Genomic DNA, 26,889 nt, shown 5'->3' on the forward strand with positions numbered 1-26,889 from the left:
GGCGCGCATGCGCTTCTTCGAATCCCAGGCCGAGGCGCGGCGCCAGACACGGCGCCTGCTGCTGCTGTTCGCACTCACGGTGCTGCTGCTGGTGGTGGCGGTGAACGCCGCGCTCGCACTCGCCTGGGGCCTGAGCTGGGCCTTCTGGATGCCGGGCCCGTTCACCCTGCCGGCGCGCTTTGTCGAGATCAACACCGCCGTGGTGCTGCTGTTCGTGCTGGGCGGCTGGTGGCTGGAGACCTCGCGCCTGCAGCACGGCGGCGGTGCGGCACTGGCCCGGCAGCTGGGCGCCCGCGAAGCACGACCCTCCGGCGACTTTCACGAGCAGCGCTATGTGCACATCGTCGACGAGATGGCCATCGCCTCGGGCCTGCCGGCCCCGGCGGCCCTGGTGCTGCCGCGCGAAGCCGCCATCAATGCCCTGGCCGCCGGCTGGGACCCGTCGGACGCGGCCATTGCCGTCACCCAGGGGGCGCTGGACCACCTCACCCGCGAGGAAATGCAGGGCCTGGTGGCTCACGAGCTCAGCCACATCGGCGAGGGCGACACCCGCCTGAACATGCGCCTGTGCGGCATGGTGTTCGGGCTGGAGATGGTCTACCGCCTCGGGCAGGACCTGTGGGCGGCCGACGACGATGGCCGCCGCCACGCCGGCGCGCTGGCCGGCCTGGCCCTCATGGCTGCGGGCTGGCCGGGCTGGATGGCCGGTCATGCCCTGCAGGCGGCGGTGGCCCGGCAGCGCGAATACCTGGCCGATGCCCGCGCGGTGCAATGGACCCGCAGCCGCGACGCCCTGGGCGGCGTGCTGCGCAAGGCCCTGGCCCAGCGCCAGCGGGGTGATGCCGACCGCACTGGCTCGGCCCAGGTGCAGCACATGTTGCTGCTGGGCAGCGAGGCCGGCGGGCTGCGCCACTGGTTCGACGCCCATCCGCCGCTGGTCCAGCGCATCCGCCGCATCTATGGCCGCCCCATGGCGCCGCTGCCCCTGGGCGGCGCCGAGGCCCGCCCCGTCACCGACCCCACTGCATGACCTCTTCCGTTTCCGCTGCCTCTGCCGACGCGTCGGCCCGCCGGTCCGCCCCGGGCCTGTCCCTGCTGCTGCAGCACACCGCCGATGCGGTGCGCGCCGTGCTGCAGGGCCGTTCCCTGGCCGAGGGCCTGCCCGAGGTGCCGGCGGCCCTGCGCCCTGGCGTGCAGGCCCTGACCTTTCATGCACTGCGCCACCTGGGGCTGGCCCGCGCGCTGGTGTCGCACCTGGCGGACCGCAGCCCCGAGCCGGCGGTGCAGGCCCTGCTGATCGTGGCCGTGAGCCTGCTGGTGGCGCCGGCCGACGGCGTACGGTATGCGCCGCACACCGTGGTCAACCAGGCGGTGGAGGCGGCGCGCCAGCACCGGCGCCTGCAGCGCCAGGCCGGCTTCATCAATGCCTGCCTGCGGCGCCTGCTGCGCGAACAGACCGACCTGATGGCCGAGGTGGCCCATGACCCGCAGGCGCGCCACCACCATCCCGCGTGGTGGGTCGAGCGGGTGCGCCGCGACCATCCGCAGGACTGGGAGAGCGTGCTGCAGGCCAGCCAGCAACCCGGCCCCATGACGCTGCGCGTCAACCGCCGCCGCATCGACCGCAGCGCCTATGCCCGGCGCCTGAGCGAGGCCGGCATGGCCAGCCTGCCCACCGGCGACGACGGGCTGGTGCTGGCCCAGCCCTGCGCCGTGGAGGGCCTGCCGGGCTGGAGCGAGGGCCTGGTGTCGGTGCAGGATGCTGCCGCCCAGATGGCCGCCGGCCTGTTGCTGGATGGGCAGGACTGGGGTCCGCAGCACCGGGTGCTGGACGCCTGCGCCGCGCCCGGCGGCAAGACGGCCCACCTGCTGGAACGGGCCGATGCCCAGGTGCTGGCACTCGATGCAGACGCTGCCCGTGCCCGCCGCATCGACGACACGCTGCAGCGACTGGGCCTGCAGGACCGGGCCGAGGTGAAGGTGGCGGACGCCGCCGACACCGCTGCCTGGTGGGACGGCCGCCCCTTCGATGCCATCCTGCTGGACGCGCCCTGCACCGCCTCGGGCATCGTGCGCCGCCACCCGGACGTGCGCTGGCTGCGGCGCGAGTCCGATGTGGCCGCGCTGGCGGTCCAGCAGCGCCGGCTGCTCGATGCCCTGTGGCCGTTGCTCAAGCCCGGCGGCCGCCTGCTCTATGCCACCTGTTCGGTGTTCCGGGCCGAAGGCGAGGATCAGATGCAGGCGTTTGTTGCGCGCCACACCGACGCCCGCCGACAGCCCTCGGCCGGCCATTTGCTCCCCGGCGCGGGCAGGCCGGCCGGGCAGTTCAACGACAATCCGCCGGGTGGACATGACGGTTTCTTCTACGCCCGGCTCGACAAGCCCGCTGCCTGAGGGCTGGCGGGCGCCCATCCGGGCGTGGCGCCAGGCCTGGGTCCGGGTGCTGGCCACCGCATGGGCGCTGCTGCTGGGCCTGTTGCTGCTCAGTGATGCCCGCGCCAACCCGCAGGTCCAGCAGATGGCGCTGGAACGCACGGCCGAGGGGCTGTACCTCAATGCGCGTCTGGGTCTGACCGCCACCCCTGTGGTGGAAGACGCCCTGGCCCGTGGCGTGCCGCTGTATTTCGTCTGGCAGGTGGAAGTCACCCGCTCACGCTGGTACTGGTCGGACAAGCGCCTGGTCAGCGCGGTCCGGGTGCTGCGGCTGGCCTACCAGCCCCTCACCCGCCGCTGGCGGGTGAGCCTGTCCACCGATGCCGGTGCGGCCGGCGGCGGCTCCGGCCTGCAGTACGCCGCGCACCAGAACCACGATTCGCTGGCCGATGCCCTGGCCAGCATCGGCCGACCCGGACGCTGGCGGCTGCTGGACGCTGCCCAGATCGAGCCGGGCGAGACGCACCGGGTCGAGGTGGCCTTCCGGCTCGACCTGAGCCTGCTGCCACGCCCGTTCCAGATCGGGCTGGGCAACGACCCCGACTGGTCGGTGCAGTTCCAGCAGCGCCTGACCGTGCCCGACGCCATCGAAGCCGACCGCTGAGCCCCCGCCCGTGAGCACTGCCCCGAATCCGCGTCGCCAGGCTGTCGCTGCCCGCTGGGCGGTGGGGGCGGCGCTGGTCTTCATGACCGGCGTGGGCATGGTGCTGCTGTTCCTGCTCACCCTGGCCACCCGCAACCGGGCCCTGTACGAGCAGAACTTCACCTGGCTGGTGGGCATCAACGTCGCGGTGGCCGGCTTCCTGCTGCTGGTCATCGGCTGGCTGGCGGTGCGGCTGTTCCTGCGCTTCAAGCGCGGCAAGTTCGGCAGCCGCCTGCTCATCAAGCTGGCCGGCATCATCGGCCTGGTGGGGGTGCTGCCGGGCTTGCTCATCTACACCGTGTCCTACCAGTTCGTCTCGCGCTCCATCGAGAGCTGGTTCGACGTCCGGGTGGAGTCGGCCCTGGCCGCCGGCCTGAACCTGGGCCGCACCACCCTGGACACCCTGACGGCCGACATGGCCAACAAGGCCCGCGTGGCGGCCGAAGGCCTGTCCCGCCAGTCCAGCACGGCGGCGGTGTTCGCGCTGGACGATGTGCGCAACCAGCTGGGCGCCAGCGATGTGGTGCTGTGGGGCGCCAGTGGTCGGCCGCTGGGCAGCGCCGGTGTGTCGCGGTTCGACATCAGTCCCGAACGCCCCTCGGCGTCCTTGCTGCGCAACGTGCGCGAGGCCCGCGTCGTGGCCACGGTGGAGGGCCTGGAGGAAGGCGCCGACAGCGAACTGGACGCGGCCCTGGCCGCGCGCGAGGCGCGCATCCGGGTGACCGCCCTGGTGCCGCCGCCGGCCTTCCTGTTCGGCGGCGAGCCGCGTTACCTGCAGGCCGTGGCGCCGCTGCCATCGGCCCTGGTGGTGGATGCGCTGGCGGTGCAGCTGGCCAACCGCGAGTACCAGGAGCGCGCCCTGGCCCGCGAGGGCCTGCGCCGCATGTACATCGGCACCCTCACGCTGGCGCTGTTCCTGGCGGTGTTCGGTGCCGTGCTGCTGGCGGTGCTGCTGGGCAACCAGCTGGTGCGGCCGCTGCTGGTGCTGGCCGAGGGCATGCGCGAAGTGGCGGCCGGCAACCTCAGTCCCAAGCAGGCCCTCACCTCGCGCGACGAGCTGGCCGGCCTGACCCGCACCTTTGCCCACATGACGCAGGACCTGTCGGACGCGCGTGCGGCGGTCCAGCGCAGCATGGCCGAGGTGGATGCGGCGCGCGACAACCTGCAGACCATCCTGGACAACCTCACCGCCGGCGTGGTGGTGCTCGACGAGGCCGGCGCGCTGCGCAGCGTCAACCCCGGAGCGGAGCGCATCCTGCACCTCCCGCTGGCGCTGCACATCGGCCGCCCGCTGGTGGAACTGCCCGGGCTGGAGGCCTTCGGCAGCGGTGTGATGCAGCAGTTCGAACGCTTCCTGGGCGACCAGACCCCGCACGAGGGCGGTTACTGGCAGCAATCGTTCGAGCTGTCCGCCAGCGGCAACACGCCGTTCCAGCAGGGCATCACCCTGATCGCGCGCGGCGCCCTGCTGCCGCGCAACGAGCTGCTGCTGGTGTTCGACGACGTGTCCGACATGGTGTCGGCGCAGCGCGCCCAGGCCTGGGGCGAGGTGGCGCGCCGCCTGGCGCACGAGATCAAGAACCCGCTCACGCCCATCCAGCTCTCGGCCGAGCGCCTGGCCATGAAGCTCGATGGCAAGGTGGCCGCGCCCGAGCAGGCGGTGCTGGACAAGTCGGTGCGCACCATCGTCGACCAGGTCGACGCCATGAAGCGCCTGGTCAACGAGTTCCGCGACTACGCCCGGCTGCCCGCCGCGCAGCTGGTGCCGGTGGACCTCAATGCGCTGCTGCGCGACATCCTGGCCCTGTACGACCATGCCGCCGTGCCGGTGCGCCTGGAGCTGGCGGACCACCTGCCCATGGCCATGGCCGATGCGCAGCAGGTGCGTCAGATCGTGCACAACCTGGTCCAGAACGCCCAGGACGCCATGGCCGCCCAGCCCGGTGCCGAGGTGCTGCTGCGCACCCGCCGCTCCGACAGCGGCCAGTGGGTGCGCCTGAGCGTGGTCGACCAGGGGCCGGGCTTCGCCGAGCACATCCTCAAGCGGGCCTTCGAGCCCTACGTCACCACCAAGAGCAAGGGCACCGGCCTGGGCCTGGCCGTGGTCAAGAAGATCATGGACGAGCACGGCGGTCGGGTCGACCTGAGCAACCGCGTCGTGGACGGTCACGTCGCAGGCGCCCAAGTCTCGTTATCATTCGCAGTTGCAAATTGACAACAGCCCATCCGGGCGGCAGACAGGGCGACATGGCAACGATTCTGGTGGTGGACGATGAACTGGGCATCCGGGACCTGCTCTCGGAGATCCTGAACGACGAAGGTCACGCGGTGGAGCTGGCCGAGAACGCGGCCCAGGCCCGCCAGATCCGGGCGAGCCTTCGGCCCGACCTGGTGCTGCTGGACATCTGGATGCCCGACACCGACGGCGTCACCCTGCTCAAGGAGTGGGCCAGCAATGGCCTGCTGACCATGCCGGTCATCATGATGAGTGGCCACGCCACCATCGACACCGCCGTGGAGGCCACCCGCATCGGCGCCAGCGCCTTTCTGGAAAAGCCGATCACGATGCAGAAGCTGCTCAAGGCCGTCGACCAGGGCCTGAACAAGGTGCCGGCCAAGGCCGGGCCGGCACTGGCCTCGGCCGCACGCCCCGGGCTGGGCGATTTCACCGTGGAGCAGGCCATGACCGCCAGTGCGCCGGTGGCCACGCTCCCGCTCTCGACCGGCATGGTCGACCTGGGTCCGCAGTCGCAGCAGCTGTTCAACCTCGACAGCCCCCTGCGCGAGGCGCGCGACGAGTTCGAGAAAGCCTACTTCGAATACCACCTGGCCAGGGAGTCCGGCTCCATGACCCGCGTGGCCGAAAAGACCGGCCTGGAGCGCACCCACCTCTACCGCAAGCTCAAGCAGCTGGGCGTGGACCTGGCCCGCAGCAAGCGCAACGCGCACTGAAAAGCCGGCCTGAAAATACTGCTATACTCGCGGTCTTTCCAAGGCCCGGTAGCTCAGTTGGTAGAGCAGCGGATTGAAAATCCGCGTGTCGGTGGTTCGATTCCGCCCCAGGCCACCAGATTCCTCTGCGGGAATAGCTCAGTTGGTAGAGCGCAACCTTGCCAAGGTTGAGGTCGCGAGTTCGAACCTCGTTTCCCGCTCCAGATGCCATGGTCCCGGAACCATGCGGCCAGACGCCCGTCCCAGTGACGGGCGTTTTGCTTTGCGGGGATCGCTTTTTCTCCGGGCGCGCCGGAGAATGCCGCCATGACTTCCATACCCACCCCTGTGTACCTGTGCCTGCTGGCCCTGTCGGCCTGGTCGGCTGTCTGGGCGCCCGCCGCCCAGGCCCAGCAGGTCTACCGCTGTCAGCAGCCCGATGGCCGTGTGGCCTATTCGGATGCTCCCTGTGCCGGTGGCGCACGCCAGGCGCAGGTGGATGTGGCGCCCAACACCGTCGACACCTCGGCCGACCGGGAGCTGATGCTCAAGCGGGAAAACGAGCGCCTGCGCGAGCAGCTGCGCCAGGAACAGGCCGCTGCCTCGCGGCCGCAGCCGGTGGTGGTGCAGAACACTGCACCGGCCGACCGGGTGAACACGCCCGAATGCCGCAAGGCGCAGGAGGCCTACGAGACCGCTGCGTCGGCCATGACCAACACCGAAGCCTTCATCGATGCCAAACGCTCGGCCTTCTTTGCCACCTGTGGCCTGGCGGAGCCGGACCGCACCGTGGCCGCACCGGCGCCGGTGATCGTGGTGCGCCCCTCGGGACGCCCGCCGATTCATCCGCAGCCCAGGCCGCAGCCGCAGGTGGACAAGTGCCCGTCCGGCCCGGGTGATCTTCGCAATTGCGGCATCGTCAATGCCCGCGCCAAGGCGGCGGCTCAGGGCAAGCAGCCTCCGCCGTACTGAAGGGGCGCGCCCCGGGTCAGCGCCAGCCGGGTGCCTTCTTCAACAGGAAGTTGAGCACCGGCGCGTCGGCGGGACGCCCATCGGCCGGCCGGCGACTGCCGCGCAGTTCCAGCCCGCAGGCGGCCGGCTCGCCGATCCACACCGCGTCCAGGTTCAACCCGTCGGCCGATTCGTCGAAGTTGACCTCGCCGTCCACCACATCCCCCGAGAGCACCGCCTCGCGGTCGTTGCCGGTGTCGCTGCGCTTGAGGCGTCCCCGCACGCTGCCCTCGTACTCGGGGTGCCGCTCGAACAGCACGGCACCGGTGGACACCGGTTGCGCGGCCGTGCCGTTCTCTGGCCACAGGGTGAGCTGCCACAGGCCGGACAGGCGGGCTGGTTCCAGAAAGACCGGGGTCTCGCAGGCGGGTGCCGGTCGGGGCGACGTGCCGGTCTGCGCCAGCGCCGCCAGCGGCAGGCCCGCCGCCAGCGTGGCGGCGCCGCCCAGCAGGCTCAGTCGTCGGCCCAGGGCGCACAGGGTGTCGGTCATGCAGGTCATGCGGTTCATCCGGTCTGTCGGTCGGCCTGTTCCTTGGCGCGCTGGGCGAACTCGGCCCGCAGCGCCTTGAGTTTTTCGCGCGGGTCTTCGCGCACCGTGGCCTGGTCGAGCGCCATCTCGGCGATGAACCGGCTCGGGCTGCCAGGCACGCTCTCGCGGCCTTTCTTGCGCCGCTTGAGCCAGCTCACCGACAGCGTGCGCTGTGCGCGGGTGATGCCCACGTACATGAGGCGGCGCTCCTCCTGCAGGCGCTGGGCCAGGGCCTCGGCCGGCAGGTCGCTGTCGGCCTGGTCGGTCTTGAAAGGCAGCAGCCCTTCGTTCACACCCACCAGCATCACGTGCGGCCATTCCAGGCCCTTGGACGCGTGCAGCGTGGACAAGGTCACCACGTTCTGGTCCTGCTCGCGCTCGGACAGGGTGGAGAGCAGGGCGATGGTCTGCACCACCTCCAGCAGGCTCTTGCGTTCGGACTCGATGGTGGCGCCGGCCTCGTCCTCGATCTGGCCGCCGCAGCGCCCGGCGACCCAGTCGCAGAAGTCGATGACGTTGGTCCAGCGGGCGGCGGCCACCTTGTCGTTGTCCTCGCTGTCCAGCAGGTGCTGCTCGTAAGCGATGTCCTTCAGCCAGTCGGTCAGGAACTGGCGGGCCGCCTCGTGACCCACGGTGTGGCGGGCGCGGTATTCGAGGTCGTTGATGCAGCGACCGAACTCGTGCAGCGACGCCACCGCCCGTGCCGGCAGGGCGGCGCCCAGCGAATTCGAGAACAGGGCCTCGAACAGGCTGAGCTTGTATTGCGTGGCAAAGGTGCCGAGCTGCTGCAGCGTGGTGTGGCCGATGCCGCGCTTGGGCGTGGTGGCGGCGCGCACGAAGGCCGGATCGTCGTTGTTGTTGACGATCAGGCGCAGCCAGGCGCAGAGGTCGCGGATCTCGGCACGGTCGAAGAAGCTCTGGCCGCCCGAGACCTTGTAGGGAATGTTGGCCTTGCGCAGCGACTGCTCGAACGAACGCGCCATGTGGTTGGCCCGGTACAGGATGGCGAAGTCGCGCCATTCCTTGTGCGGGCTGGTGGCGCGCAGGCTCTGGATGCGGGCCACGGCGCGCTCGGCCTCGTGGTCCTCGTTGTCGGCGTCCACCACGCGCACCGGTTCGCCTTCGCCCAGGTCGCTCCACAGCGTCTTGGGAAACAGCTTGGGGTTGGGGCCGATCACGTTGTTGGCCGCGCGCAGGATGGCGCTGGTGGAGCGGTAGTTCTGCTCCAGCTTGATGACCTTGAGCTCGGGAAAGTCCTGCGGCAGCCGCTTGAGGTTGTCCAGCGTGGCGCCGCGCCAGCCGTAGATGGACTGGTCGTCATCCCCCACGGCGGTGAAGCGGGCGCGTTCGCCCACCAGCAGCTTGAGCAGCTCGTACTGGGTGGCGTTGGTGTCCTGGTATTCGTCCACCAGCACATGGCCCATCTTGCGCTGCCACTTCTCGCGCACCGCCTCGTGTTCGGTCAGCAGCTTCAGGGGCAGGCCGATCAGGTCGTCGAAGTCCACCGCCTGGTAGGCGGTCAGGCGTTCCTCGTAGCGGCCCATGATGGCGGCGGTGACGCGTTCGTTCTCGTCGCGCGCCTGCTTCAACGCCTGCGCGGCGTTCAGGCCGGCGCTCTTCCAGGCGCTGATGGTCCATTGCCACTGGCGCGCCGTGGCGGCGTCGGTGGTGCCGCCGCAGTCCTTGAGCAGGCTGGTGATGTCGTCGGTGTCCAGGATGCTGAACTGCTTCTTCAGGCCCAGCACCTCGCCGTCCTCGCGCAGCAGGCGCACACCCAGGGCGTGGAAGGTGCAGATCAGCACCTTTTTCGCATCGCGCCCCACCAGCTGCCCGGCGCGTTCGCGCATCTCCGCAGCCGCCTTGTTGGTGAAGGTGATGGCCGCAATGCGGTCGGCCGCCAGGCCGGCCTGGATCAGGCGGGCGATCTTGTGGGTGATGACCCGGGTCTTGCCGGAGCCGGCGCCGGCCAGCACCAGGCAGGGGCCGCCCAGGTGGTTCACGGCTTCAAGCTGGGCGAGGTTCAGGCCGGCGGACATCGGGGCTCTCGGGCAAAGCCGGCCATCATACCGGGGGGTGTCCGGCGCTGCTGAGACAATCCCGTCCGTGCTCAACGTCCTGCTCGTCACTTTCCCCTTCTTCGCGCTGGTGCTGGCCGGCTATGTGGCCGCCCGCCGCAAGATGCTGCCGCTGGAGGCCATTCCCGGCCTCAATGGCTTCGTGCTGTTCTTCGCGCTGCCCTGCATGCTGTTCCGCTTCGGCTCCACCACGCCGATCGCGCAGCTGCTGGACGCCTCGGTGTTCGGCGTGTACCTGCTGTGCGGCCTGGTGATGGTGGCCGTGACCCTGGCCGTGACCCTGAACGATCGCATCCGCTGGAACGACGGTGCCATGGGCGCGCTGGTGGCGGCGTTTCCCAATGCCGGGTTCATGGGCGTGCCGCTGCTGGCCGCGCTGCTGGGCCCCAATGCGGTGGCCACGGTGATGGCGGCGATCCTGGTCGACATGGTGCTCACCAGCTCGTTGTGCATTGCGCTGTCCCGCCTGGATGGCGCGCAGGGCCAGGGCGTGAGCGCGATGCTGGACGCCGGGCGCAAGGCGCTGACCGGTGTGCTGACCAACCCGATGGCCTGGTCCATCCTGCTGGGTGCCGTGGCTTCGGCGGTGCAGTTCCGCTTTCCGGTGCCGGTGGAAAAGACGGTCTGGCTGCTGGCCGATGCGGCCTCGCCGGTGGCGCTGTTCACCATCGGCGCGGTGCTGGCCCGCTCCCAGATGCAGGCCAACCACCCGATGCCCTTGTCCGACTATGTGCCGGTGGCGCTCATGAAGCTGTTCCTGCACCCGCTGCTGGTGCTGGGCGTGGGCCTGGGCGCCATGCAGCTGGGCGTGCCGCTGCAGCCGGCGGCGCTGACCGTGCTGGTGCTCATCGCCTGCCTGCCGAGCGCCAGCAACGTGTCGCTGCTGGCCGAGCGTTTCGGGGCCGACAACGGCCGCATCGCCCGCATCATCCTGGTGTCCACCGCGGCTTCGTTCCTGAGCTTTTCGGCGGCGGTCAACCTGCTCACCTGACGCGGCCTGGCGTCACAGCGCCAGCGGGTCCACGTCCACCGCAAAGCGCAGCAGGCCGCGCGCCGCCGGGTCGCTGCGGCAGGCCAGCAAGCCGGGCTGCCAGGCCGCCAGAAAGCGCTGCAGCACGGGCCGCGAGGCGGCTTCGATCAGCAGCTGCGCCCGCTCCACATTGGCCACCCGCTGGATGGTCAGCGGCACGGCGGGGTAGAGGGTCACGTCCTCGCTGCCGGGCAGTTCCTGGGCCGCCCGCGCAGCGGCATTCAGGAAGCCCTGGGCGGCTTCCTGCGTGCGCGCATCGGCCCGCAGCAAGGCCTGGTGGGCAAACGGCGGCATGCCGGCGGCTTCGCGCTCGGTCAGCTCCGAGGCGGCAAAACCGGCGAAGTCGTGCGTTCGGAGGTGGGCGAACAACGGGTGCGCCGGGTGCCAGGTCTGCACCCACAGCTCGCTGGCCTCGCTGTGCAGGGCATCGCGCCCGGCCCGGCCGCCGGCCTGCATGAGCAGGGCGAACAGGCGCTCGGGCGCGCGGTGGTCGCTGGCGAAGAGGGCGGCATCGGCGTTCAGCGCGGCCACCAGGGTGATGCGCCGGAAGTCGTGCCCCTTGGCCACCATCTGGGTGCCCACCAGCACATCCACCTCGCCGCTGTGCAGGGCATCGAGCTGGGCCTCCAGGGCGCCCTTCAGGCGCGTCGAGTCGGCGTCCATGCGGGCCACCCGCACCGGTGAGCCGTCGGGCCGGCGCACATCCACCAGCAGCTCGGCCAGGTGTTCCTCGAGCTGTTCGGTGCCCCGTCCCACCGGGGCGATGTCCAGGTTGCCGCAGTCCGGGCAGGCCCGGGGCACCCGGCTGGCGGTGCCGCAGTGGTGGCAGCGCAGCGTGCGGTCGATCTTGTGGAACACCCGGTACGCGCTGCAGTGCGGGCAGCCGCTCTTCCAGCCGCAGGCATGGCAGGCCAGCACCGGGGCGTAACCCCGGCGGTTGAGCAGCACCAGGCACTGTTCGCCGCGCGCCACCCGCTCGCTCATGGCCTGCAGCAGTGGCGGCGCCAGGGCGGCGCCCTTGGGCTGGTGGTTCATGTCGACCAGCCGCAGGCGCGGCAGGCTGCCGCCGCCGATGCGTCCGGGCATGGCCAGCCGCTGGTAGCGGCCCTGCTCGGCCGCGTGCCAGCTCTCCAGCGACGGGGTGGCCGATCCCAGCACCACCCGACAGCCTTCCACCTTGGCCCGGTAGACCGCCAGATCGCGGGCGGAGTAGCGCGCGCCGTCCTGGCTCTTGTAGCTGGGGTCGTGTTCCTCGTCGACCACGATCAGCCGCAGGCCGGGCAGGCTGGCAAAGACCGCCATGCGGGTGCCCAGCACGATGCGGGCGCGCCCGGTGTGGGCGGCCAGCCAGCCGGCCAGGCGTTGCGCCGGCGTCAGGCCGCTGTGCAGGCAGACCACCGCCCTGGCGCCGAAGCGGGCATCAAACCGGGCCCGCAGGCGCGCCTCGAGCTGGGGCGTGAGGTTGATCTCGGGCACCAGCACCAGCACCTGGGCATCGGGCCGGGCGTCCAGCTCGGCCTCGGCCGCCCGCAGGTAGACCTCGGTCTTGCCGCTGCCGGTGGCGCCGAACAGCAGCACCGGGCGGTCGGCCGCCAGCAGGCCGGCCAGGGCGGCGGACTGCTCGGGGTGCAGCGTGGGGGAGACGTCGGCGCTGGCGCCGGGTGTGTCCGGCAGGGCTGCCGCCACCTTCTCCTGACGCTTGAGCCGCCGGGCCAGCTGCACCGTGTCCAGGTCGCGCAGCGGCGGCGGCAGGCTGCCCAGCGCCACCTCGCCCATGCTGCGCTGGTAGTACTGTCCGGCAAAACGCACCAGCTGCAGCCAGCCGGCCGACAAAGGGGGCAAGGCATCGAGCACCGCCGAGATCGGCCGCGCGCTGACCGGGTCCAGGCCGGCGGGCGGGGTGCCGGGGCAGTCCCGCACGATGCCCAGCACATCGCGGGCGCCCAGCGGCACCCGCACCAGGGTGCCTGCCGGCAACACCGAGGGATGCCGGTAGCTCAGGACTTCCCCCAATCCGCTGTGCACCGGGGTGGACACCAGAACGCTGGGCCAGGCTTCCATGCTTAGGTCCTACACCTCACCCGGTACGGCGAAATCTTCGCTAAGTGCTTGATTTTCAAACCCCCGGAAACATATCCAGAGCTTCTGTGGATAACTTTGTTGATAGTTCGTGTTCGACCCGGCGGAAGCCTTGAAAATCAAGGGCTTTCTTAGACTGCCTTCAAAATCGGCAATCTGCAAAGTCCAATGAAATCAACAACTTGGCGATGTGGCGGGGTGAACGGCCCGGTCCGGGGTGCACCGACAGGTCTGTCGCACCGCAGCACAAGTTTTGTGCATAAGTAAGGCCTGTCAAGTGCTTTTTTGGCCCGTTTTTATGGTACGGGCCCCGCTTCAGCGGCCGGTGCGCATGCGTCGCGAGTGGGTGTGCACCGCCTCCACCAGCGCCGACACGTGTTCCGGCGGGGTGTACTGGCTGATGCCATGGCCCAGGTTGAAGATGTGCGTGGGGCCCTGGCCTTCGCCCTGGTGCGGGCGGCCGAAGCTCTCCAGCACCTGCGCCACCTGGGCCTCGATGGCGGCCGGGGGCGCGAACAGCACGTTGGGGTCGATGTTGCCCTGCAGCGCCTTGCCCTGCGGGCCTTCGCCCACCTGGGCGCGGGCGCGGCCGAGGTTCACCGTCCAGTCCAGGCCCAGGGCATGGCAGTCCAGCGATTTCATGTCGTCCAGCCACAGCCCGCCGCCCTTGGTGAACACGATGCGCGGGATCTCCACGCCGTCGTGTGTGCGGTGCAGCTGGGCCAGCACCCGGCGGGTGTAGGCCAGGCTGAAGTCCTGGAAGGCACCGTCGGCCAGCACGCCGCCCCAGCTGTCGAACACCATGACGGCCTGCGCGCCGGCTTCGATCTGGGCATTGAGGTAGGCGGCCACGGCGTCGGCATTGACGGCCAGGATGCGGTGCATCAGGTCCGGGCGGCTGTACATGAGCGACTTGACCAGGCGGTAGTCGTCCGACCCCCCACCCTCGACCATGTAGCAGGCCAGGGTCCAGGGGCTGCCGGAAAAGCCGATCAGGGGCACTCTGCCGTCGAGTGCCCGGCGGATGGACGTGACCGCATCGAACACGTAGCGCAGCTTGTCCATGTCGGGCACCGCCAGCGTGGCCACGTCGGCCTCGGTGCGCACGGTGCGGGCGAACTTCGGACCTTCACCGACCGCGAACGACAGGCCCAGGCCCATGGCGTCGGGCACGGTGAGGATGTCGGAGAACAGGATGGCCGCATCCAGCGGGTAGCGCTCCAGCGGCTGCAGCGTGACTTCGGTGGCGTAGTCGACGTTGGTCGCCAGTCCCATGAAGCTGCCGGCCTTGGCGCGGGTGGCGCAGTATTCCGGCAGGTAGCGGCCTGCCTGGCGCATGAGCCACACCGGGGTGTGATCGGTGGCCTGGCGCAGGCAGGCCCGCAGGAAGGTGTCGTTCTTCAGGGGAGCAAAGGACATGGGCGGTTCCGTGGCTGGGGGTATCCGGCCCATTATCCACACGGCCCGGAGCCGCCCCGCACCGCTCAGGCCGCGCTGCCCTTGTACTTGATGGTGCAGCCGTAGGGGCGCGTGGTGGTCTGGCTCAGCGGCTTGCCGGCCGCGATCTCGGCCATGGCCTGCTGTATGTAGGGCACGGCCTTGGGGATGTCTTCGACCCGGGCCGACGGAATGCTGTCGATGCCGCCCGCATACACCAGCACACCCTGTGCATTGACGATGTACATGTGCGGCGTCACGCGCGCAGCGTAGGCCTCGCCGGTCTTGCCGCTCTCGTCCATGAGGGTGGCCGTGGGGGCGGCCTTCTGCTCGTTCATCCACTGGCCCAGGCGGGCCGGGGGCAGGTAGTCGGGGCTGCTGTCGGCGGTGGAGTTGATCACCAGCCAGGCGATGTTCTTGCTGGCCGCATCCTTCTGCAGCGCCTGCATGTTGCCCTGGTAGTGCTTCTTCACGAACGGGCAGCCGGGGTTGGTCCATTCCAGCACCACGGCGCGGCCCTTGAAGTCGGACAGCTTCACCGGTTTGCCGGTGGTGTCCATCAAGGTGAAGTCGGGGGCGGGCTGGCCGACGGTGGCGGCCGCCAGGGCGGGCAGCGGGACCAGGGTGGCCAGGGGCGCGAGGGCTCCGGCAATCAGAAAGGGACGGCGTTGCATGTGACAGCTCCTGCAATGAATCGTTGGAATGACACGGCGCTCACCCGCTCAGAGCGGGGCCAGCGCCGCGCGGACCTCCTCCACGCTCAGCACTTCGGACAGCACCACCGGGGCCTGTCCGTTCTTGTAGATCGCATACACCGGCACGCCGTTGCGGCCCAGCCCTGCCAGGGCCTGCGTCACCGCCGGGTCGCGCCGGGTCCAGTCGGCCCGCAGCAGGGCCACGTTCTTGCCCGCCATGTCGGCCAGCAGCGAGGCGTCGGCCAGCGTGGTGCGCTTGTTGAACTGGCAGGTCACGCACCACGCGGCGGTGAAGTCCACGAACACCGGTCGACCCTCGGCCAGGCGCTGGGCCTGCAGGGCCGGCGTCCAGGCTTCCCAGGTGTTGTCCTGTGCGCTGCCGGCCACCGGTGCGGCTTCCAGCGGACGCACCACGCCCGGCCCCACCGACACGCCCAGCCACAGCAGACCGGCCAGCGACAGGCCACCCAGCACCAGCCGGCTGCGCCCCCGCAGCTTCAGCGTCCAGACCAGCAGGGCCAGCAGCACCAGCAGCATGAGCAGGCCGGCCGCGCCGTCGATGCCGGTCTGTTGCCCCAGCACCCACAGCAGCCACACCACGGTAGCGAACATGGGGAAGGCCATGAACTGGCGGAAACGCTCCATCCAGGCCCCCGGGCGCGGCAGTGCGCGGGCCACCGCCGGCACCCAGCTCGCGGCCAGGTACGGCAGGGCCATGCCCAGGCCCAGCACGGCAAAGATGGCCAGTGCCTGCCAGGCCGGCAGCGCAATGGCCAGACCCAGCGACGCGCCCATGAACGGCGCCGTGCAGGGTGATGCCACGGCGGTGGCCAGCACGCCGGTGAGGAAGGCGTCGCCGGCGGGATGGCGCGCCTGCAGCGAGGCCACCGAGCTCGGCAGCACCGAGCCGAACTGGAACAGGCCGGCCAGGTTCAGGCCGATCAGGGTGAACAGCACCGCCAGCCCCGCCACCACGGCCGGGCTCTGCAGCTGAAAGCCCCAGCCCAGTTGTTCACCGGCCGCGCGCAGCGCCAGCAGCAGCCCGCCCAGCGCCAGGAAGGACAGCACCACGCCGGCGGTATAGGCCAGGCCCTGGGCCCGGTGGCTGGCGGCCGACGTGCCCGGGCGGGTGAAGCCCATCACCTTGATGGCCAGCACCGGGAACACGCAGGGCATGAGATTGAGGATGAGGCCGCCGATCAGTGCGCCGAGCAGGGCCGCACCGAAGGTGAGCGAACTGGCGCCCGACGGGCTGCCGCCGGCGGCGCGCGCGGCGTTGGCGTCCAGCGCGGCCTGCAGCGCGGGCGACACGGCCGCCGGCAGCGGCGCGGCCGCCGGCCAGCTGCCTTGCACCGGCACGTCCATGCGCACGCCGGGCAGGCCCGGCCCCTGTCCCGGGGCGTCGGCCTGGGCCACCACCAGGGCCATCTGCGCGGGCGAATCGCTGCGGTGCGGGGACAACGGGATGCTGGCGCTCCAGCGGTCACCGTCCCAGGACTGGGTCCAGGCGGCGCCGGGTTCGATCACGCCCGGGGTCTCGGGGAAAAACTCCAGCTTCTGGCCGCGCAGCGCGGCCGGCAGGCCGTCGAGCACCACCTTCAGGGTGGACGCATCGGGCTGCACCTGGCTGCTGCCGGCGGCCAGGTCCGCCGGGCGCGCCTGGCGTGCTGCGTCGAAGGCAGCGGCCGCGCCGGCCATGCTGCCGTCCACCGGCAGGCGCAGCTGGAAACGGCCTTCCTCGGGGATGCATTCGCGCCGGCACACCAGCCACGAGGCCTGCAGGCCGATGTCGATGGCATCGCCCTTGAACCCGGGTCCGATGGTGAGCGTGACCGGCAGCAGCACCGTGCCGTCGTAGCCGTAGTTGGCCAGGTTGCCGATGGGGAATTTGCGCGGCGTGGGCCAGTCGATGGGGCTGGCGGTCACGCCCGGTGGCAAGGTCCACTGCAGTTCGGTGGGCAGGCCGGAATCGCCCGCGTTCTTCCAGTAGGTGTGCCACTCGGGCGCATGGGTGATCTGCAGGCCGGCCTGCACCGCAGCGCCCGGCCGGGCGCCCGAGGGCGCATGCACCAGCAGCTCGGCGCGGGCCTGGGGCGACTCCACCACCGTGGGCGAGACCACCCGGCTGCCCCCACCGGCGGCCGCCAGTCCCGGCAGGGACAGGCCGCCGGGCTGCGGCGCGGGCAGACCCTGGGCGATGGCCGCGGCCATCATGGCCAGCCCGGCCCCCAGGCCGGTCAGCGCGCGGCGCCAGCCAGGCCAGCGCGTGGCGGGCCGGGAGACGGGTGCAGTGCAGGGGCGGGGCAGGATCGGTGGCATGGCGCGGTTCGGTGGCCGCAAGCGCGGCCCGGTGGTAGGAGCGGTGCGGCCGGGCGGAGTTCCGCCGGAGCCGGCTCCGCACTATACGAGTGCCCGGTGATGCCCCTGCGACGCCCTCGCCTGGGCAACGGCGACCCCGGTGCCTGACCGTAAGATGCGCCCATGCCCACCCCGCCGCCCGCCCCCCTGCCGCCCAGCCGCTTCTGGGCCGATCTGGTCACCGACGATTTCGCCACCCTGGACACGCGCCGAGCGATCGCGGTGCTGCCGGTGGCTGCTACCGAGCAGCACGGCCCGCACCTGCCGTTGAGCGTGGATGCCGACATTGCCCAGGGTGTGGTGCAGGCCTGCCTGGCGCACCTGCCGGCCGATCTGCCGGCCCTGTTCCTGCCGCCGCAGGCGGTGGGCTTCAGCCCGGAGCACCGGGCCTTTGCCGGCACGCTGAGCCTGTCCGCCGACACCCTGATGCGCTTGTGGACCGAGATCGCCGAGGGCGTGGCCGCCAGCGGCGTGCGCAAGCTGCTGATCTTCAACACCCACGGCGGGCAGGTCGGTGCGCTCGATCTGGTGGCCCGCGACCTGCGCGTCCGTCTGGGCATGCTGGTCTACACCAGCAGCTGGTTCAACCTGCCCCTGCTCGACGAAGCTGGTCAGGACGTGATGACCCGTTTTTCGGCGCACGAGCACCGCTTCGGTGTTCATGCCGGCGAGATCGAGACCGCCCTCATGCTCGCCCTGCACCCCCAGCGCGTGCGCATGGAGCGGGCCGCCGATTTCCGCTCCAGCAGCGAACAGCGCGCGCGCGACTTCGGCTTGCTGGGCAACGGCCGCAGCGCCAAGCTGGCCTGGCAGACCCAGGACCTGAATGCATCGGGCGCCGTGGGCAACGCAGCGGCGGCCACGGCCGAGAACGGGCGCATGGTGCTGGACGCTGCGGGCCGCGCCCTGGCCCGCTTGCTCACCGAGATCGATCAGCTCCCGCCGGACACGCTCCGGCACCGGTGATTCACGCGTAGGTGATCCACTCCGCCAGCGCCGGGTCGTCCAGGTGCGGCAGGGTGTTGTAGGTCAGCAGCGTGTGGCGCTTGGGGTTGAACTGGAACTCGCTCACCGCGCTGTTGCGGATGCGCATGTTGAGTTCGATGGTGGCTTCCGGGCTCATGCCCAGCACATGGCCCACGGCGGTGGAGATGGGCCCGCCGCTGGAGACGATCAGCACCTTCTGCCCCTGGTGGTGGGCGCGCACATGGTCCAGGGCGCCGGTGATGCCCCGCACGAAATCCTCGTAGGTCGGCATGCCGGCCGGGCTCACCGTGCCGGCCATCCACTGCGCCAGGCCGTCGCGCAGCAGGCGGAAATGGTGGCGGTACAGCTCGGGCGTGTCGGGCCTGGCCAGCGGGTGCGGATGCACCGTGCGGATGACGGCATGGCTGTCGTATTCGTTCAGGCCCGGCCAGACCAGGGGCTGCAGGTCCAGGCCGGCCCCTTCGGCGATGCCTTCCCAGGTCTGGGCGTGGCGGCGCAGCGATCCCATGAGCACCGCGTCGGGCTTCCAGCCACGTTGCGCCCAGTAGCGACCGAGCTGCACCGCCTGCCGGCGGCCCAGGTCGCTGAGCTGGTCGTAGTCGTCGGCCCCGAACGAGGCCTGGCCGTGGCGCACAAGGTAGAGCTGTCCCATGCGGCGGATTCTGGGTCAGCGGGCACCGGCCGATTTGTCCCGGCAGCGACTGCCCGGCCGGTGTGCGTTTGTGCACACGCCACGCCGACAGCGTCCGAATACCGGCGGTTTTCCCCCATGAATACCCCCTTGGCGGGGCGCCGGCCTGTGCTTCAATTCCGCCATGAGCCTTGGCGCCGGAGCCTTTCGTGCTGGAGTTTGATCTCGACACCCTGTTGTCCCTGCGGGTGGCGGTGGATGCGCTCATCGTGCTGGCCTTCTGGGCCCAGTCGCGCCGGTATCCGGGCATCGGCGGTCCGGGCTGGTGGGCGGTGGCCTCCTTTCTCTCCATCCTCGGGTCGGGCGGGCTGTGGTTGCGCGGCACCGGCTCGGTGTTCTGGGCCGTGGTGGTGGGCAGCACCATGCTGGTGGTGGCGGCACTGGCCGTCTGGTGGGGTCTGCGCAGCTACCTGGGGCTGACGGCACACCGCCGCCATCTGCTGGTGGCCGGCCTGGTCTGCATGGCCACGCTGGCCCTGCTCACCTACGGCATCGACACCGCCAAGGGCCGGCAGGCGGTGTTCTCGCTGGCGATCATCGGCATCACCTGCGGCGGGCTGCGCGACCTGCTGCGGGCCGAGCGCGAGTCGCCGCGGGTGCCGGAGCTGCGGGCGGTGCGCGTCATCACCACGGTCGAGTTGCTGACCATGCTGGGGTTTGCCGTGTCGGTGCCGGTGCTCGGCTTCACGCCCGACCAGGTGATGCCGGTCTACCTGTTCATCTTCCTCACCACGCTGCTGGTGCGCATGGCGCTGTACAACGCGCTGGTGTCGCACCGGCTGCGGGTCGAGGGCGACCGGGCCCGCCAGGCCCTGCAGGTGCGCGAGGCCGATCAACGCGCCCTGATCGAGAACCTGGGTGCCGGCGTGATGGTGTTCCGGCCGGACAACACCCTGGCCAGCATCAACACGGCGGCCCGCCGCTTCCTGGGCTGGAGCGACGGTGGCGCCAACCCGGCCCTGCCCGAGCCCACCTCGGGTGGCCACGCGTGGCAGCTGCTGGGCGAGACCGGCCAGCCCCTGCGCCGCCATGAGCTGCCCTTCGACCGGGTGCTGGCCACCGGGCAACCGGCCCGCGACATCGTCATGGGCGTGCCGGTGGGCGAGGGCGGCGAGATCCGCTGGGCACTGTGCAACGCCTATCCCGAGAACAGCACCGACGGCGGGCTTCGCCACGTGGTGCTGACCTTCATCGACATCACCTCGCTGCGCAACGCGCAGGCCGAACAGAAGACCCTGCAGGCCCAGCTGGCCCAGTCCCAGAAGATGGAGGCGCTGGGTACGCTGGCCGGTGGCGTGGCCCACGACTTCAACAACATCCTGGCGGCCATCCTGGGCAATGCCGATCTGGCGCGCCAGGACCTGGGCGCTGCGCATCCGTCGGCCGAGAGCCTGGACGAGATCCGCACCGCCGCTCGCCGGGGCCGCGAACTGGTGCGGCGCATCCTGGCCTTCAGCCGGCAGCAGCCGATGGAGCTGGTGGAAACCGACCTGGCCGCCGTGCTAGCCGAATCCTGTGCCCTGCTGCGGGCGGCCCTGCCGTCCCATGTGGAGCTGGTGCAGTCCAGCGGCGGACCGGCGCCCCGCATCCTGGCCGACCCCACCCAGATCGGCCAGGTGTTCGTCAATCTGGGCACCAACGCCCTGCATGCCATGCAGGCGCAGGGTGGCCGGCTGGAGTTCCGCATCGACTCGCTGCCGGCGCACCATGCCGGCGTGCCGCCGGAGCTGGCGCTGATCTGCCGCCAGCGTCAGACGGGCGTGGTGCGTGTCCAGGTGACCGACACCGGCTCCGGCATGGACGAGGCGGTGCGCCGGCGCATCTTCGAGCCCTTCTTCACCACCAAGGCGGTGGGGCAGGGCACCGGCCTGGGCCTGCCCATGGTGCTGGGCATCGTGCAGTCGCACGGCGGGGCCATCGATGTGCAGAGCCGCCCGGGCGCCGGCACCACCTTCACCCTGCTGTTTCCCGCCGCTGCGCCCGCCAATCGCGGCACAATGCCGATGCCCGGTCGTGCCTCGGCGGCACTGCCTGCTTCTGCTGCCTCTGCCGCTCCTCCACCCTCAACGGACGCCCGCGACACGATGCCTGACGCCACCGACGCCCCGATGCCCCATGTCCTGTACCTGGACGACGACGACACCCTGGTCTTCCTGGTGCGCCGTCTGCTGGAGCGGCGCGGCTTCCGTGTGACAGCGTTCACCGCGCAGAACGATGCCATCGAGGCGGTGCGGGCTGCGCCGGGCCAGTTCGACCTGCTGCTGACCGACTTCAACATGCCGGGCATGTCGGGCCTGGAGGTGGCACGCGCGGTGCTGGCCATCGAGCCCTCGCTGACCGTGGCCGTGGCCTCGGGCTACATCACCGACGAGATGCAGGCCGAAGCCCGGGCCGCCGGTGTGCGCGAGGTGGTGTTCAAGACCGACGCGGTCGAGACCTTCTGCGAGGTGGTCTCGCGCCTGGTGCAGCCGGCCGGCTGATTCAGCCCGCTGCAGGCGGACAGCGCAGCACCACCCGCCCCCGCGGCGTGTCCAGCGTGGCGCTCAGGACCGGCGAGGCGGCATCAGGGTCGTGTCGCCACATCGGGCCCGATGCCAGGGGCTGCAACGCCGTCACCACCGCAGCGCCCGAGGGGCCGCCGATCTGCAGACCCTGCAGCGACACACCGCCGTCCGGCAGGCCGCGTGCCGGGTGCTGGTCACCCCACTGGATGAGCGTGGGCAGGGCGCCGCCGGCCAGCCGCTGTCCGTCATCGCGCACGGTGATCTTCCAGCGCAGCAGGCCCTGCGGCGTCGGGCGTGACGCTTCCAGCACCGGCCCCCGGTCCCAGCCCGCGCCGGCCAGCTGGCCGACCGCGGCATGGATGTCCGTCACCCGGGCCACCCAGTGCACCAGCTGCGGGCCATGGCGCCGCAGCGACCCTTGCAGCGCGGCATCGTCCAGGTCGAACCAGCGCCGCAGCGGGGGCGCCCGCAAGGGCGTGGCCGCCGGGTCGATCGCGATGATCTCCAGATACGCGTCGGGCGCGCCCGCCAGCTTCAGCAGGCGGTTGTGGGTGCCGAACAGCGCATGGGCGCCGCCCGGAGCCGGCCTGGTGCCCAGCACCGATTCGCACCAGGCCACGCCTTCGTCCAGCGAGGCCGCCGCCACCACCAGATGGTCCAGCACCAGGCTCACAAGGCCACCCGGCCTTCGATGCAGGTGACCGAATCACCGCCGATCCACAGCGTGCCGTCGTCGACCTGTTCCACGTGCACCCGGCCAGCGCGCCGCAGGGCCGTGCCCTGAGCCGCCACATAGCGGCGCGGCGCCCGGCCGCTCCCGATCAGCCACTGGGCCAGCGCGGCATTGAGGCTGCCGGTGACCGGGTCTTCGGCCAGGCCGTTCTGTCCGGGGAAAAAGGCCCGCACCTCGAACTGCGTGTCCTGGCCCGGCGCCTGGCTGCCCACCACACCGACCTTGCCGCGCGGCCCGACCACGCCGATGTCCAGGCCGGCCAGCACCGCGCCATCGGGTCGCAGGGCCAGCACCTGCTCGGCGCTGCCCAGCATCACGGCGCGCCAGCCGGGCCCGTTGTCGCACCAGCTGTGCGCCACGATGTCGCTGCGCGGCACGCCCAGGCCCCGGGCGATCAGGTCCACATCGGCCTCGTCCAGCGGCCCGCTGCGGCGCAGGGGCGGCGCGGCGAAGGCCAGCCGTTCGCCGTCGCGCCGGATCGGCACCAGCCCCACGCCGCATTCCTGTACCACATGCTCCCCCTTGGGCCGGCCGCCGGCGCGCAGCCACGCATGGGCCGTGCCCAGGGTGGGGTGGCCGGCAAACGGCAGTTCACGGCCCGGGCAGAAGATGCGCACCCGGTAATCGGCCTCGGCCGTGGTGGGCGGCAGCACGAAGGTGCATTCCGACAGGTTGGTCCAGTCGGTGAAGGCCTGCATGGCCTCGGTGCTCAGGCCGGTGCCGTCCAGCACCACGGCCAGCGGGTTGCCCCGGTAGGGTGTGGCGGTGAACACGTCCACCTGGGCGAAAGGGCGGCCGGTCAGGCCGGCGGTGGCAGAACTCATGCGGTCACTCCGGAACTCTGGGGGCGGGCCACCGGCACAGCGGTCGGGCGCGGCAGCGCCTCGCGCACGGTGGCCGCCAGGGCGGCAATGCCCGAGCGTATCTGGTCTTCGCTGGCGGTGACGAAGCTCAGCCGCAGCGTGCGCGGGTCGGCGCTGTCGGCATAGAACGCGGCACCCGGCACATAGGCCACGCCCCGAGCCACGGCCTGGGGCAGCAGGGCGGTGGCGTCCATGCCCTCGGGCAGGCGCAGCCACAGGAACATGCCGCCTTCGGGGGCGTTCCATTGCACCCCAAGCCCGCCCATCTCGTGGCCCAGCGCGTCCAGCATCACCCGGCATTGCTGGCGGTACAGCGCCCGCACCCGGGGCACATGGCGCTCCATGAAGCCGTCGCGCAGCACCGCGCTGGCCAGGCGCTGGTTGAAGCCGGGGGTGTGCAGATCGGCCGCCTGCTTGGCCTGCAGCAGTTTGGGAAAGATGGCCTTGGGCGCCACCACATAGCCCAGCCGCAGGCCCGGGGCCAGCACCTTGGAGAAGGAGCCGAGATAGAGGCAGCCGTCGGGGTGGCGCGCGCTCAGCGGGGCCGGTGGCGGCTGGTCGAACCAGAGTTCGCCGTAGGGGTTGTCCTCCACCAGCGGCAGGCCCAGCCGGTCGGCCTGCTGCACCAGGGCCTGGCGTGCACCCTCGCTCAGGCTGCGGCCGGTGGGGTTCTGGAAATTGGGCAGCACATACAAAAACCGTGCGCTCGGACCACGCCGCACCAGATCGTCCGGGTCGGGACCTTCGTCGGTGCAGGCCACGCCCTCGATCTGTGGCTCCATCGGCGCGAAGGCCTGCAGTGCGCCCAGGTAGGTCGGCGTTTCCACCAGCACCCGGCTGCCGCTGTCGATCAGCACCTTGCCCACCAGATCGAGCGCCTGCTGGCTGCCGGTGGTGATGAGCACCTGCGCCGGATCCACCGCCCAGGGCAGCTGCGCGGCCACCCACTCGCGCAGCGGGCCATGCCCTTCGCTGGCGGCGTATTGCAGGGCGGCCGGCCCGTCGGTGGCCAGCACCTCGGCGCAGGCCTGGGCGAAGGCATCGACCGGGAAGGTGGCGGGCGAGGGCAGGCCACCGGCCAGGCTGATGATGCCGGGCTGCGCGGTGAGCTTGAGGATCTCGCGGATCACCGACGGGTTCATGCGTTCGGCGCGGCGCGACAGGGTCCAGGGCGTGCTCATGGGGATGGCTCCTTGCGGTGGGAATGAAAGGGTCAGGGCGTGGGGCGCTGGGCGCGCCGGCCGGCCAGCACGGTGGCCACCACCGCCAGGCCGAACACCAGGGTCAGGCCGTCGATGGATTCGCCCAGCAGGGGCACCGCGGCGGCCATGCTCAGGAACGGCTGCAGCAGCTGCAGCTGGCTCACCCGCAGCGCGCCGCCCAGGGCCAGCCCGCGAAACCAGGCGAAGAAGCCGGCCCACATGGAGAACATCGCCACGTACAGCAGGGCGAACCAGGCGGTGGTGGGCACCGGCTGTTCGGGCCAGGTGAGCAGGGCGCCCGGCAGGGTCAGCGGCAGGGCCATCACGCAGACCCAGCTGATGACGCGCTCGGCGCCCAGCGCGGGCGTCACCTGGGTTCCCCCCACATAGCCCACCGAGGCGGCCAGCACCGCACCCACCAGGAGCAGATCGGCCCAGGCCAGGTCGAAACCGCCGGTCTGCACCGCCCGGATCAGGCTGTAGGCCACCACCAGACCGCTGCCCAGCGCGGCGAACAGCCAGAAGCCCAGTCGCGCCCGCTGGTGCAGCAGCCATGCGGCGGCAGCGGCCGTGGCCAGTGGCAGCAGGGCCGTGATGACGGCGGCATGGCTGGCGGTCACGTGGCGCAAGGCCCAGCCCAGCAGCAGCGGATAACCGATCACATTGCCCAGCAGCGACAGGCCCAGTGGCCGGCACTGGGCCGCCGTGGGGCGAGGGGCCCGCACCAGACCCAGGTAGGCCAGCGACAGCAGGCCGGCCAGTGCCGCCCGCGCCCAGGTCACGAACCAGGGCGAGAGGGCGGGCGCGTCCGCCGTGCCGGTGGCCAGGCGGGTGGCCGGCAGCGTCAGGGCGAACACGGTCACGCCCAGCAGGCCCAGCCACCAGCCCAGGCGGGCGTCGGCACGGGACGGCGGGGTGACCGACAGGGTGGGTGGGGAGGCGGGGTTCATCGGGCCACTGTAGCCAGCAGGATCAGTACACAAGCAGTACAGTTGACCCATCACTTTTCAAACTGTATGGTTGATCCGCACCATACACGCCGCCACCATGCTCACCCGAACCTCCGATCAGCCCTTGTCCGAGCAGCTGGCCGAGCGGCTCGCCCAGCGCATCCGCGACCGCCTGCTGGCCCCGGGCGCGCGCCTGCCCTCGGTGCGCGAATGCGCCCGGCTGCAGGGCGTGAGCCCGTCCACCGTGGTGTCGGCCTACGACAAGCTGCTGGCCCAGGGCCTGGTCGATGCCCGCAAGAACCGGGGGTTCTTCGTGCGGGAGCAGCGGGTGCGTCGCTCGGAGCCGCCAGCCGCCGCCCGCCGCGAGCAGCCGGTGCAGATCGACGCCACGGCGCTGATGCGCGGCATGTTCCACCGCGTCAGCGACAAGCCGCAGCCCGGCATGGGGGTGTTTCCGGCCGACTGGCTGGAGTCCGGTTTCATGCCGTCGGCGGTGCGCAAGCTCACCAGCGCCAAGGCCATCAACGAGGTGTCGCTGCACTACGGCGAGCCCGCGGGCGATGCGGGCCTGCGTCAGGCGCTGGCCCGCAAGCTCGGCGACATGGGGCTGCCGCTGGAGGCCGGGCAGATCATCACCAGCGTGGGTGCCACCCATGCGCTGGACATCATCAGCCGCACCCTGCTGCGCCCGGGTGATCCGGTCATGGTGGAGGAGCCCGGCTGGGCGGTGGAATTTGCGCGGCTGGCCGCCCTGGGTGCCCGGGTGCTGCCGGTGCCGCGCGGGCCGGACGGCCCGGACCTGTCGGTCATGGCCCGGTATTGCGAGGCGCACCGGCCCAAGCTGTATGTCAGCGTGAGCGTGCTGCACAACCCCACCGGCCACTGCCTGTCGCCGGCCAGCGCCCACCGCCTGCTGCAGCTGGCCGGACAGCACGACTTCCATGTGGTGGAGGACGACACCTACAGCCACCTGGCGCCACCCCATGCCACGCGCCTGTCGGTGCTGGATGGCCTGCAGCGCACGCTCTATGTGGGTGGTTTTGCCAAGGTGCTGGCGCCGAACTGGCGGGTGGGCTTCGTGGCCGCACCGGCCCCGCTGGTGGAGCCCCTCATCCACACCAAGATGCTCAGCACCCTGACCACGCCGGCCCTGCTGGAGAAGGCCCTGGCCCTGTGCATCGAGCAAGGACAGCTGCGCCGCCATGCCGAACGCCTGCGCGCCCGGCTCGACGTGGCCCGCGCGCGCAGCGTGCAGCTGGCACTGGGGGCGGGCTGCCGTTTCGTGGCCGAGCCGGCCGGGCTGTTCGGCTGGGTGGACACCGGCGTGGACACCGATGTGCTGGCCCAGCGCCTGCTGGACGACGGCTACATGATCGCGCCCGGTGCGCTGTTCCATGCCGGGCGCCAGCCGTCCACCCTCATGCGCATCAATTTCGCCACCACGCAGGACGCCACGTTCTGGCGGGTCTACCGCCAGCGGGTGGCCGAGCTGGCGGGCTGAAGGGCTCCCGGCCGCGTTCAGAGCCCGCCGAGCGCCTCCAGCCGTTCGGCCGCCACCATCCAGGCTTCCTCCACCTCGGCATGGCGCTGCGCCAGCCGGGCCGCCAGGGCCGGGTCGGTCGCGTAGAGCTGTCCGCCGGCAAGCTGTCGGTCGATGTCGGCCTGCTCGGCCTCCAGTGCGGCCATCTGCGCCGGCAGGCCGTCGAGTTCGCGCTGCTCCTTGTAGCTGAGCTTGCGG

General features: G+C 71.2%; 22 protein-coding genes and 2 tRNA genes (1 of these 24 running past the window's edge). 12 read left to right on the top strand and 12 right to left on the bottom strand.

Going from position 1 to position 26,889, the window contains the following annotated elements:
- Window positions 1–7 precede the first annotated feature (7 nt).
- From WD026_RS15195 to WD026_RS15230, 8 genes are all read left to right on the top strand, one after another.
- Window positions 8–1,030, top strand: a complete 1,023-nt coding sequence (locus WD026_RS15195; RefSeq protein ID WP_425724507.1) for a M48 family metalloprotease — start codon at window positions 8–10, stop codon at window positions 1,028–1,030.
- Window positions 1,027–2,394, top strand: coding sequence for a 16S rRNA (cytosine(967)-C(5))-methyltransferase RsmB (gene rsmB, locus WD026_RS15200; protein ID WP_425724508.1), 1,368 nt, complete (start codon window positions 1,027–1,029; stop codon window positions 2,392–2,394). Before WD026_RS15195 ends, rsmB begins: the two co-directional genes overlap by 4 nt.
- Window positions 2,351–3,037: a DUF4390 domain-containing protein gene (locus WD026_RS15205; RefSeq protein WP_425724509.1), complete on the top strand. Its 687-nt coding sequence runs from the start codon at window positions 2,351–2,353 to the stop codon at window positions 3,035–3,037. The genes rsmB and WD026_RS15205 overlap by 44 nt, the downstream gene beginning before the upstream one ends.
- A 10-nt stretch (window positions 3,038–3,047) precedes the next feature.
- Entirely contained in the window at window positions 3,048–5,291 is a 2,244-nt protein-coding gene (locus WD026_RS15210) for an ATP-binding protein (protein WP_425724510.1), read from the top strand.
- A 32-nt stretch (window positions 5,292–5,323) separates the two neighbouring features.
- Window positions 5,324–6,028 (top strand): response regulator, encoded by a 705-nt coding sequence (locus WD026_RS15215; protein ID WP_425724511.1) that lies wholly within the window; start codon window positions 5,324–5,326, stop codon window positions 6,026–6,028.
- Window positions 6,029–6,070: 42 nt separating this feature from the next.
- Window positions 6,071–6,146, top strand: a tRNA-Phe gene (locus WD026_RS15220).
- Between the two features lie 9 nt (window positions 6,147–6,155).
- A tRNA-Gly gene (locus WD026_RS15225) sits at window positions 6,156–6,231 on the top strand.
- 103 nt (window positions 6,232–6,334) lie between these two features.
- Complete coding sequence (locus tag WD026_RS15230) at window positions 6,335–6,979, top strand: DUF4124 domain-containing protein (RefSeq protein WP_425724512.1); 645 nt, start codon at window positions 6,335–6,337, stop codon at window positions 6,977–6,979.
- Between the two features lie 16 nt (window positions 6,980–6,995).
- Here the strand turns inward: WD026_RS15230 and WD026_RS15235 are convergent, their stop codons facing one another.
- Window positions 6,996–7,508, bottom strand: a complete 513-nt coding sequence (locus WD026_RS15235; RefSeq protein ID WP_425724513.1) for a hypothetical protein — start codon at window positions 7,506–7,508, stop codon at window positions 6,996–6,998.
- A 14-nt stretch (window positions 7,509–7,522) separates the two neighbouring features.
- Window positions 7,523–9,583, bottom strand: coding sequence for an ATP-dependent helicase (locus tag WD026_RS15240; protein ID WP_425724514.1), 2,061 nt, complete (start codon window positions 9,581–9,583; stop codon window positions 7,523–7,525).
- Window positions 9,584–9,650: 67 nt separating this feature from the next.
- Here WD026_RS15240 and WD026_RS15245 point away from each other — a divergent pair, with 67 nt between their 5' ends.
- Window positions 9,651–10,613, top strand: a complete 963-nt coding sequence (locus WD026_RS15245) for an AEC family transporter (protein ID WP_425724515.1) — start codon at window positions 9,651–9,653, stop codon at window positions 10,611–10,613.
- Between the two features lie 12 nt (window positions 10,614–10,625).
- Here WD026_RS15245 and priA read toward each other — a convergent pair whose 3' ends face one another.
- From priA to WD026_RS15265, 4 genes are all read right to left on the bottom strand, one after another.
- The gene (gene priA, locus WD026_RS15250; RefSeq protein WP_425724516.1) at window positions 10,626–12,713 is read right to left on the bottom strand and encodes a replication restart helicase PriA; all 2,088 of its coding nucleotides are present in this window, start codon (window positions 12,711–12,713) and stop codon (window positions 10,626–10,628) included.
- 333 nt (window positions 12,714–13,046) lie between these two features.
- Window positions 13,047–14,150: a uroporphyrinogen decarboxylase gene (gene hemE, locus WD026_RS15255; RefSeq protein WP_425724517.1), complete on the bottom strand. Its 1,104-nt coding sequence runs from the start codon at window positions 14,148–14,150 to the stop codon at window positions 13,047–13,049.
- 65 nt (window positions 14,151–14,215) lie between these two features.
- Window positions 14,216–14,842, bottom strand: coding sequence for a redoxin domain-containing protein (locus WD026_RS15260; protein ID WP_425724518.1), 627 nt, complete (start codon window positions 14,840–14,842; stop codon window positions 14,216–14,218).
- Between the two features lie 48 nt (window positions 14,843–14,890).
- Entirely contained in the window at window positions 14,891–17,077 is a 2,187-nt protein-coding gene (locus WD026_RS15265; protein WP_425724636.1) for a protein-disulfide reductase DsbD family protein, read from the bottom strand.
- A gap of 267 nt (window positions 17,078–17,344) precedes the next feature.
- Here WD026_RS15265 and WD026_RS15270 point away from each other — a divergent pair, with 267 nt between their 5' ends.
- Entirely contained in the window at window positions 17,345–18,187 is an 843-nt protein-coding gene (locus tag WD026_RS15270) for a creatininase family protein (protein WP_425724519.1), read from the top strand.
- A gap of 1 nt (window position 18,188) precedes the next feature.
- On the opposite strand, the gene WD026_RS15275 is transcribed toward WD026_RS15270, so the two are convergent.
- Window positions 18,189–18,860, bottom strand: a complete 672-nt coding sequence (locus tag WD026_RS15275; RefSeq protein WP_425724520.1) for a histidine phosphatase family protein — start codon at window positions 18,858–18,860, stop codon at window positions 18,189–18,191.
- Between the two features lie 188 nt (window positions 18,861–19,048).
- Here WD026_RS15275 and WD026_RS15280 point away from each other — a divergent pair, with 188 nt between their 5' ends.
- A complete protein-coding gene (locus WD026_RS15280) occupies window positions 19,049–21,379 on the top strand; it encodes a hybrid sensor histidine kinase/response regulator (protein ID WP_425724521.1) in 2,331 nt (776 codons plus the stop codon).
- 1 nt (window position 21,380) lies between these two features.
- Here WD026_RS15280 and WD026_RS15285 read toward each other — a convergent pair whose 3' ends face one another.
- From WD026_RS15285 to WD026_RS15300, 4 genes are read right to left on the bottom strand one after another with little or no spacing between them, the layout of a single operon-like run.
- On the bottom strand, window positions 21,381–22,076 hold the full coding sequence (locus WD026_RS15285; RefSeq protein ID WP_425724522.1) for a VOC family protein: 696 nt from the start codon (window positions 22,074–22,076) through the stop codon (window positions 21,381–21,383).
- Window positions 22,073–22,939, bottom strand: coding sequence for a PhzF family phenazine biosynthesis protein (locus WD026_RS15290; protein WP_425724637.1), 867 nt, complete (start codon window positions 22,937–22,939; stop codon window positions 22,073–22,075). The genes WD026_RS15285 and WD026_RS15290 overlap by 4 nt, the downstream gene beginning before the upstream one ends.
- Before the next feature lie 17 nt (window positions 22,940–22,956).
- The gene (locus WD026_RS15295; RefSeq protein WP_425724523.1) at window positions 22,957–24,180 is read right to left on the bottom strand and encodes a PLP-dependent aminotransferase family protein; all 1,224 of its coding nucleotides are present in this window, start codon (window positions 24,178–24,180) and stop codon (window positions 22,957–22,959) included.
- A 32-nt stretch (window positions 24,181–24,212) separates the two neighbouring features.
- Entirely contained in the window at window positions 24,213–25,151 is a 939-nt protein-coding gene (locus WD026_RS15300; RefSeq protein ID WP_425724524.1) for a DMT family transporter, read from the bottom strand.
- Window positions 25,152–25,248: 97 nt separating this feature from the next.
- Here WD026_RS15300 and WD026_RS15305 point away from each other — a divergent pair, with 97 nt between their 5' ends.
- Window positions 25,249–26,652: a PLP-dependent aminotransferase family protein gene (locus WD026_RS15305; RefSeq protein ID WP_425724525.1), complete on the top strand. Its 1,404-nt coding sequence runs from the start codon at window positions 25,249–25,251 to the stop codon at window positions 26,650–26,652.
- Between the two features lie 17 nt (window positions 26,653–26,669).
- On the opposite strand, the gene WD026_RS15310 is transcribed toward WD026_RS15305, so the two are convergent.
- Window positions 26,670–26,889 carry the 3' end of an ATP-binding cassette domain-containing protein gene (locus WD026_RS15310; protein ID WP_425724526.1) on the bottom strand. The gene runs 1,688 nt beyond the window's last position, so the window shows 220 of its 1,908 coding nt (coding positions 1,689–1,908); the start codon falls outside the window, past its right edge; its stop codon occupies window positions 26,670–26,672.

Origin of the sequence: Hydrogenophaga sp. R2 (assembly GCF_049843595.1) — a bacterium.
In the GTDB taxonomy this organism is placed as follows: domain Bacteria; phylum Pseudomonadota; class Gammaproteobacteria; order Burkholderiales; family Burkholderiaceae_C; genus Hydrogenophaga.

Bases quoted from the DNA above. Each gene is read 5' to 3' on its own strand.
- WD026_RS15195 (WP_425724507.1), top strand. From the start codon at position 8: ATGCGCTTCTTCGAATCCCAGGCCGAGGCGCGGCGCCAGACACGGCGC.
- rsmB (WP_425724508.1), top strand. From the start codon at position 1,027: ATGACCTCTTCCGTTTCCGCTGCCTCTGCCGACGCGTCGGCCCGCCGG.
- WD026_RS15205 (WP_425724509.1), top strand. From the start codon at position 2,351: ATGACGGTTTCTTCTACGCCCGGCTCGACAAGCCCGCTGCCTGAGGGC.
- WD026_RS15215 (WP_425724511.1), top strand. From the start codon at position 5,324: ATGGCAACGATTCTGGTGGTGGACGATGAACTGGGCATCCGGGACCTG.
- WD026_RS15230 (WP_425724512.1), top strand. From the start codon at position 6,335: ATGACTTCCATACCCACCCCTGTGTACCTGTGCCTGCTGGCCCTGTCG.
- WD026_RS15235 (WP_425724513.1), bottom strand. From the start codon at position 7,508: ATGACCGACACCCTGTGCGCCCTGGGCCGACGACTGAGCCTGCTGGGC.
- WD026_RS15240 (WP_425724514.1), bottom strand. From the start codon at position 9,583: ATGTCCGCCGGCCTGAACCTCGCCCAGCTTGAAGCCGTGAACCACCTG.
- priA (WP_425724516.1), bottom strand. From the start codon at position 12,713: ATGGAAGCCTGGCCCAGCGTTCTGGTGTCCACCCCGGTGCACAGCGGA.
- hemE (WP_425724517.1), bottom strand. From the start codon at position 14,150: ATGTCCTTTGCTCCCCTGAAGAACGACACCTTCCTGCGGGCCTGCCTG.
- WD026_RS15260 (WP_425724518.1), bottom strand. From the start codon at position 14,842: ATGCAACGCCGTCCCTTTCTGATTGCCGGAGCCCTCGCGCCCCTGGCC.
- WD026_RS15265 (WP_425724636.1), bottom strand. From the start codon at position 17,077: ATGATGGCCGCGGCCATCGCCCAGGGTCTGCCCGCGCCGCAGCCCGGC.
- WD026_RS15270 (WP_425724519.1), top strand. From the start codon at position 17,345: ATGCCCACCCCGCCGCCCGCCCCCCTGCCGCCCAGCCGCTTCTGGGCC.
- WD026_RS15275 (WP_425724520.1), bottom strand. From the start codon at position 18,860: ATGGGACAGCTCTACCTTGTGCGCCACGGCCAGGCCTCGTTCGGGGCC.
- WD026_RS15295 (WP_425724523.1), bottom strand. From the start codon at position 24,180: ATGAGCACGCCCTGGACCCTGTCGCGCCGCGCCGAACGCATGAACCCG.
- WD026_RS15300 (WP_425724524.1), bottom strand. From the start codon at position 25,151: ATGAACCCCGCCTCCCCACCCACCCTGTCGGTCACCCCGCCGTCCCGT.
- WD026_RS15305 (WP_425724525.1), top strand. From the start codon at position 25,249: ATGCTCACCCGAACCTCCGATCAGCCCTTGTCCGAGCAGCTGGCCGAG.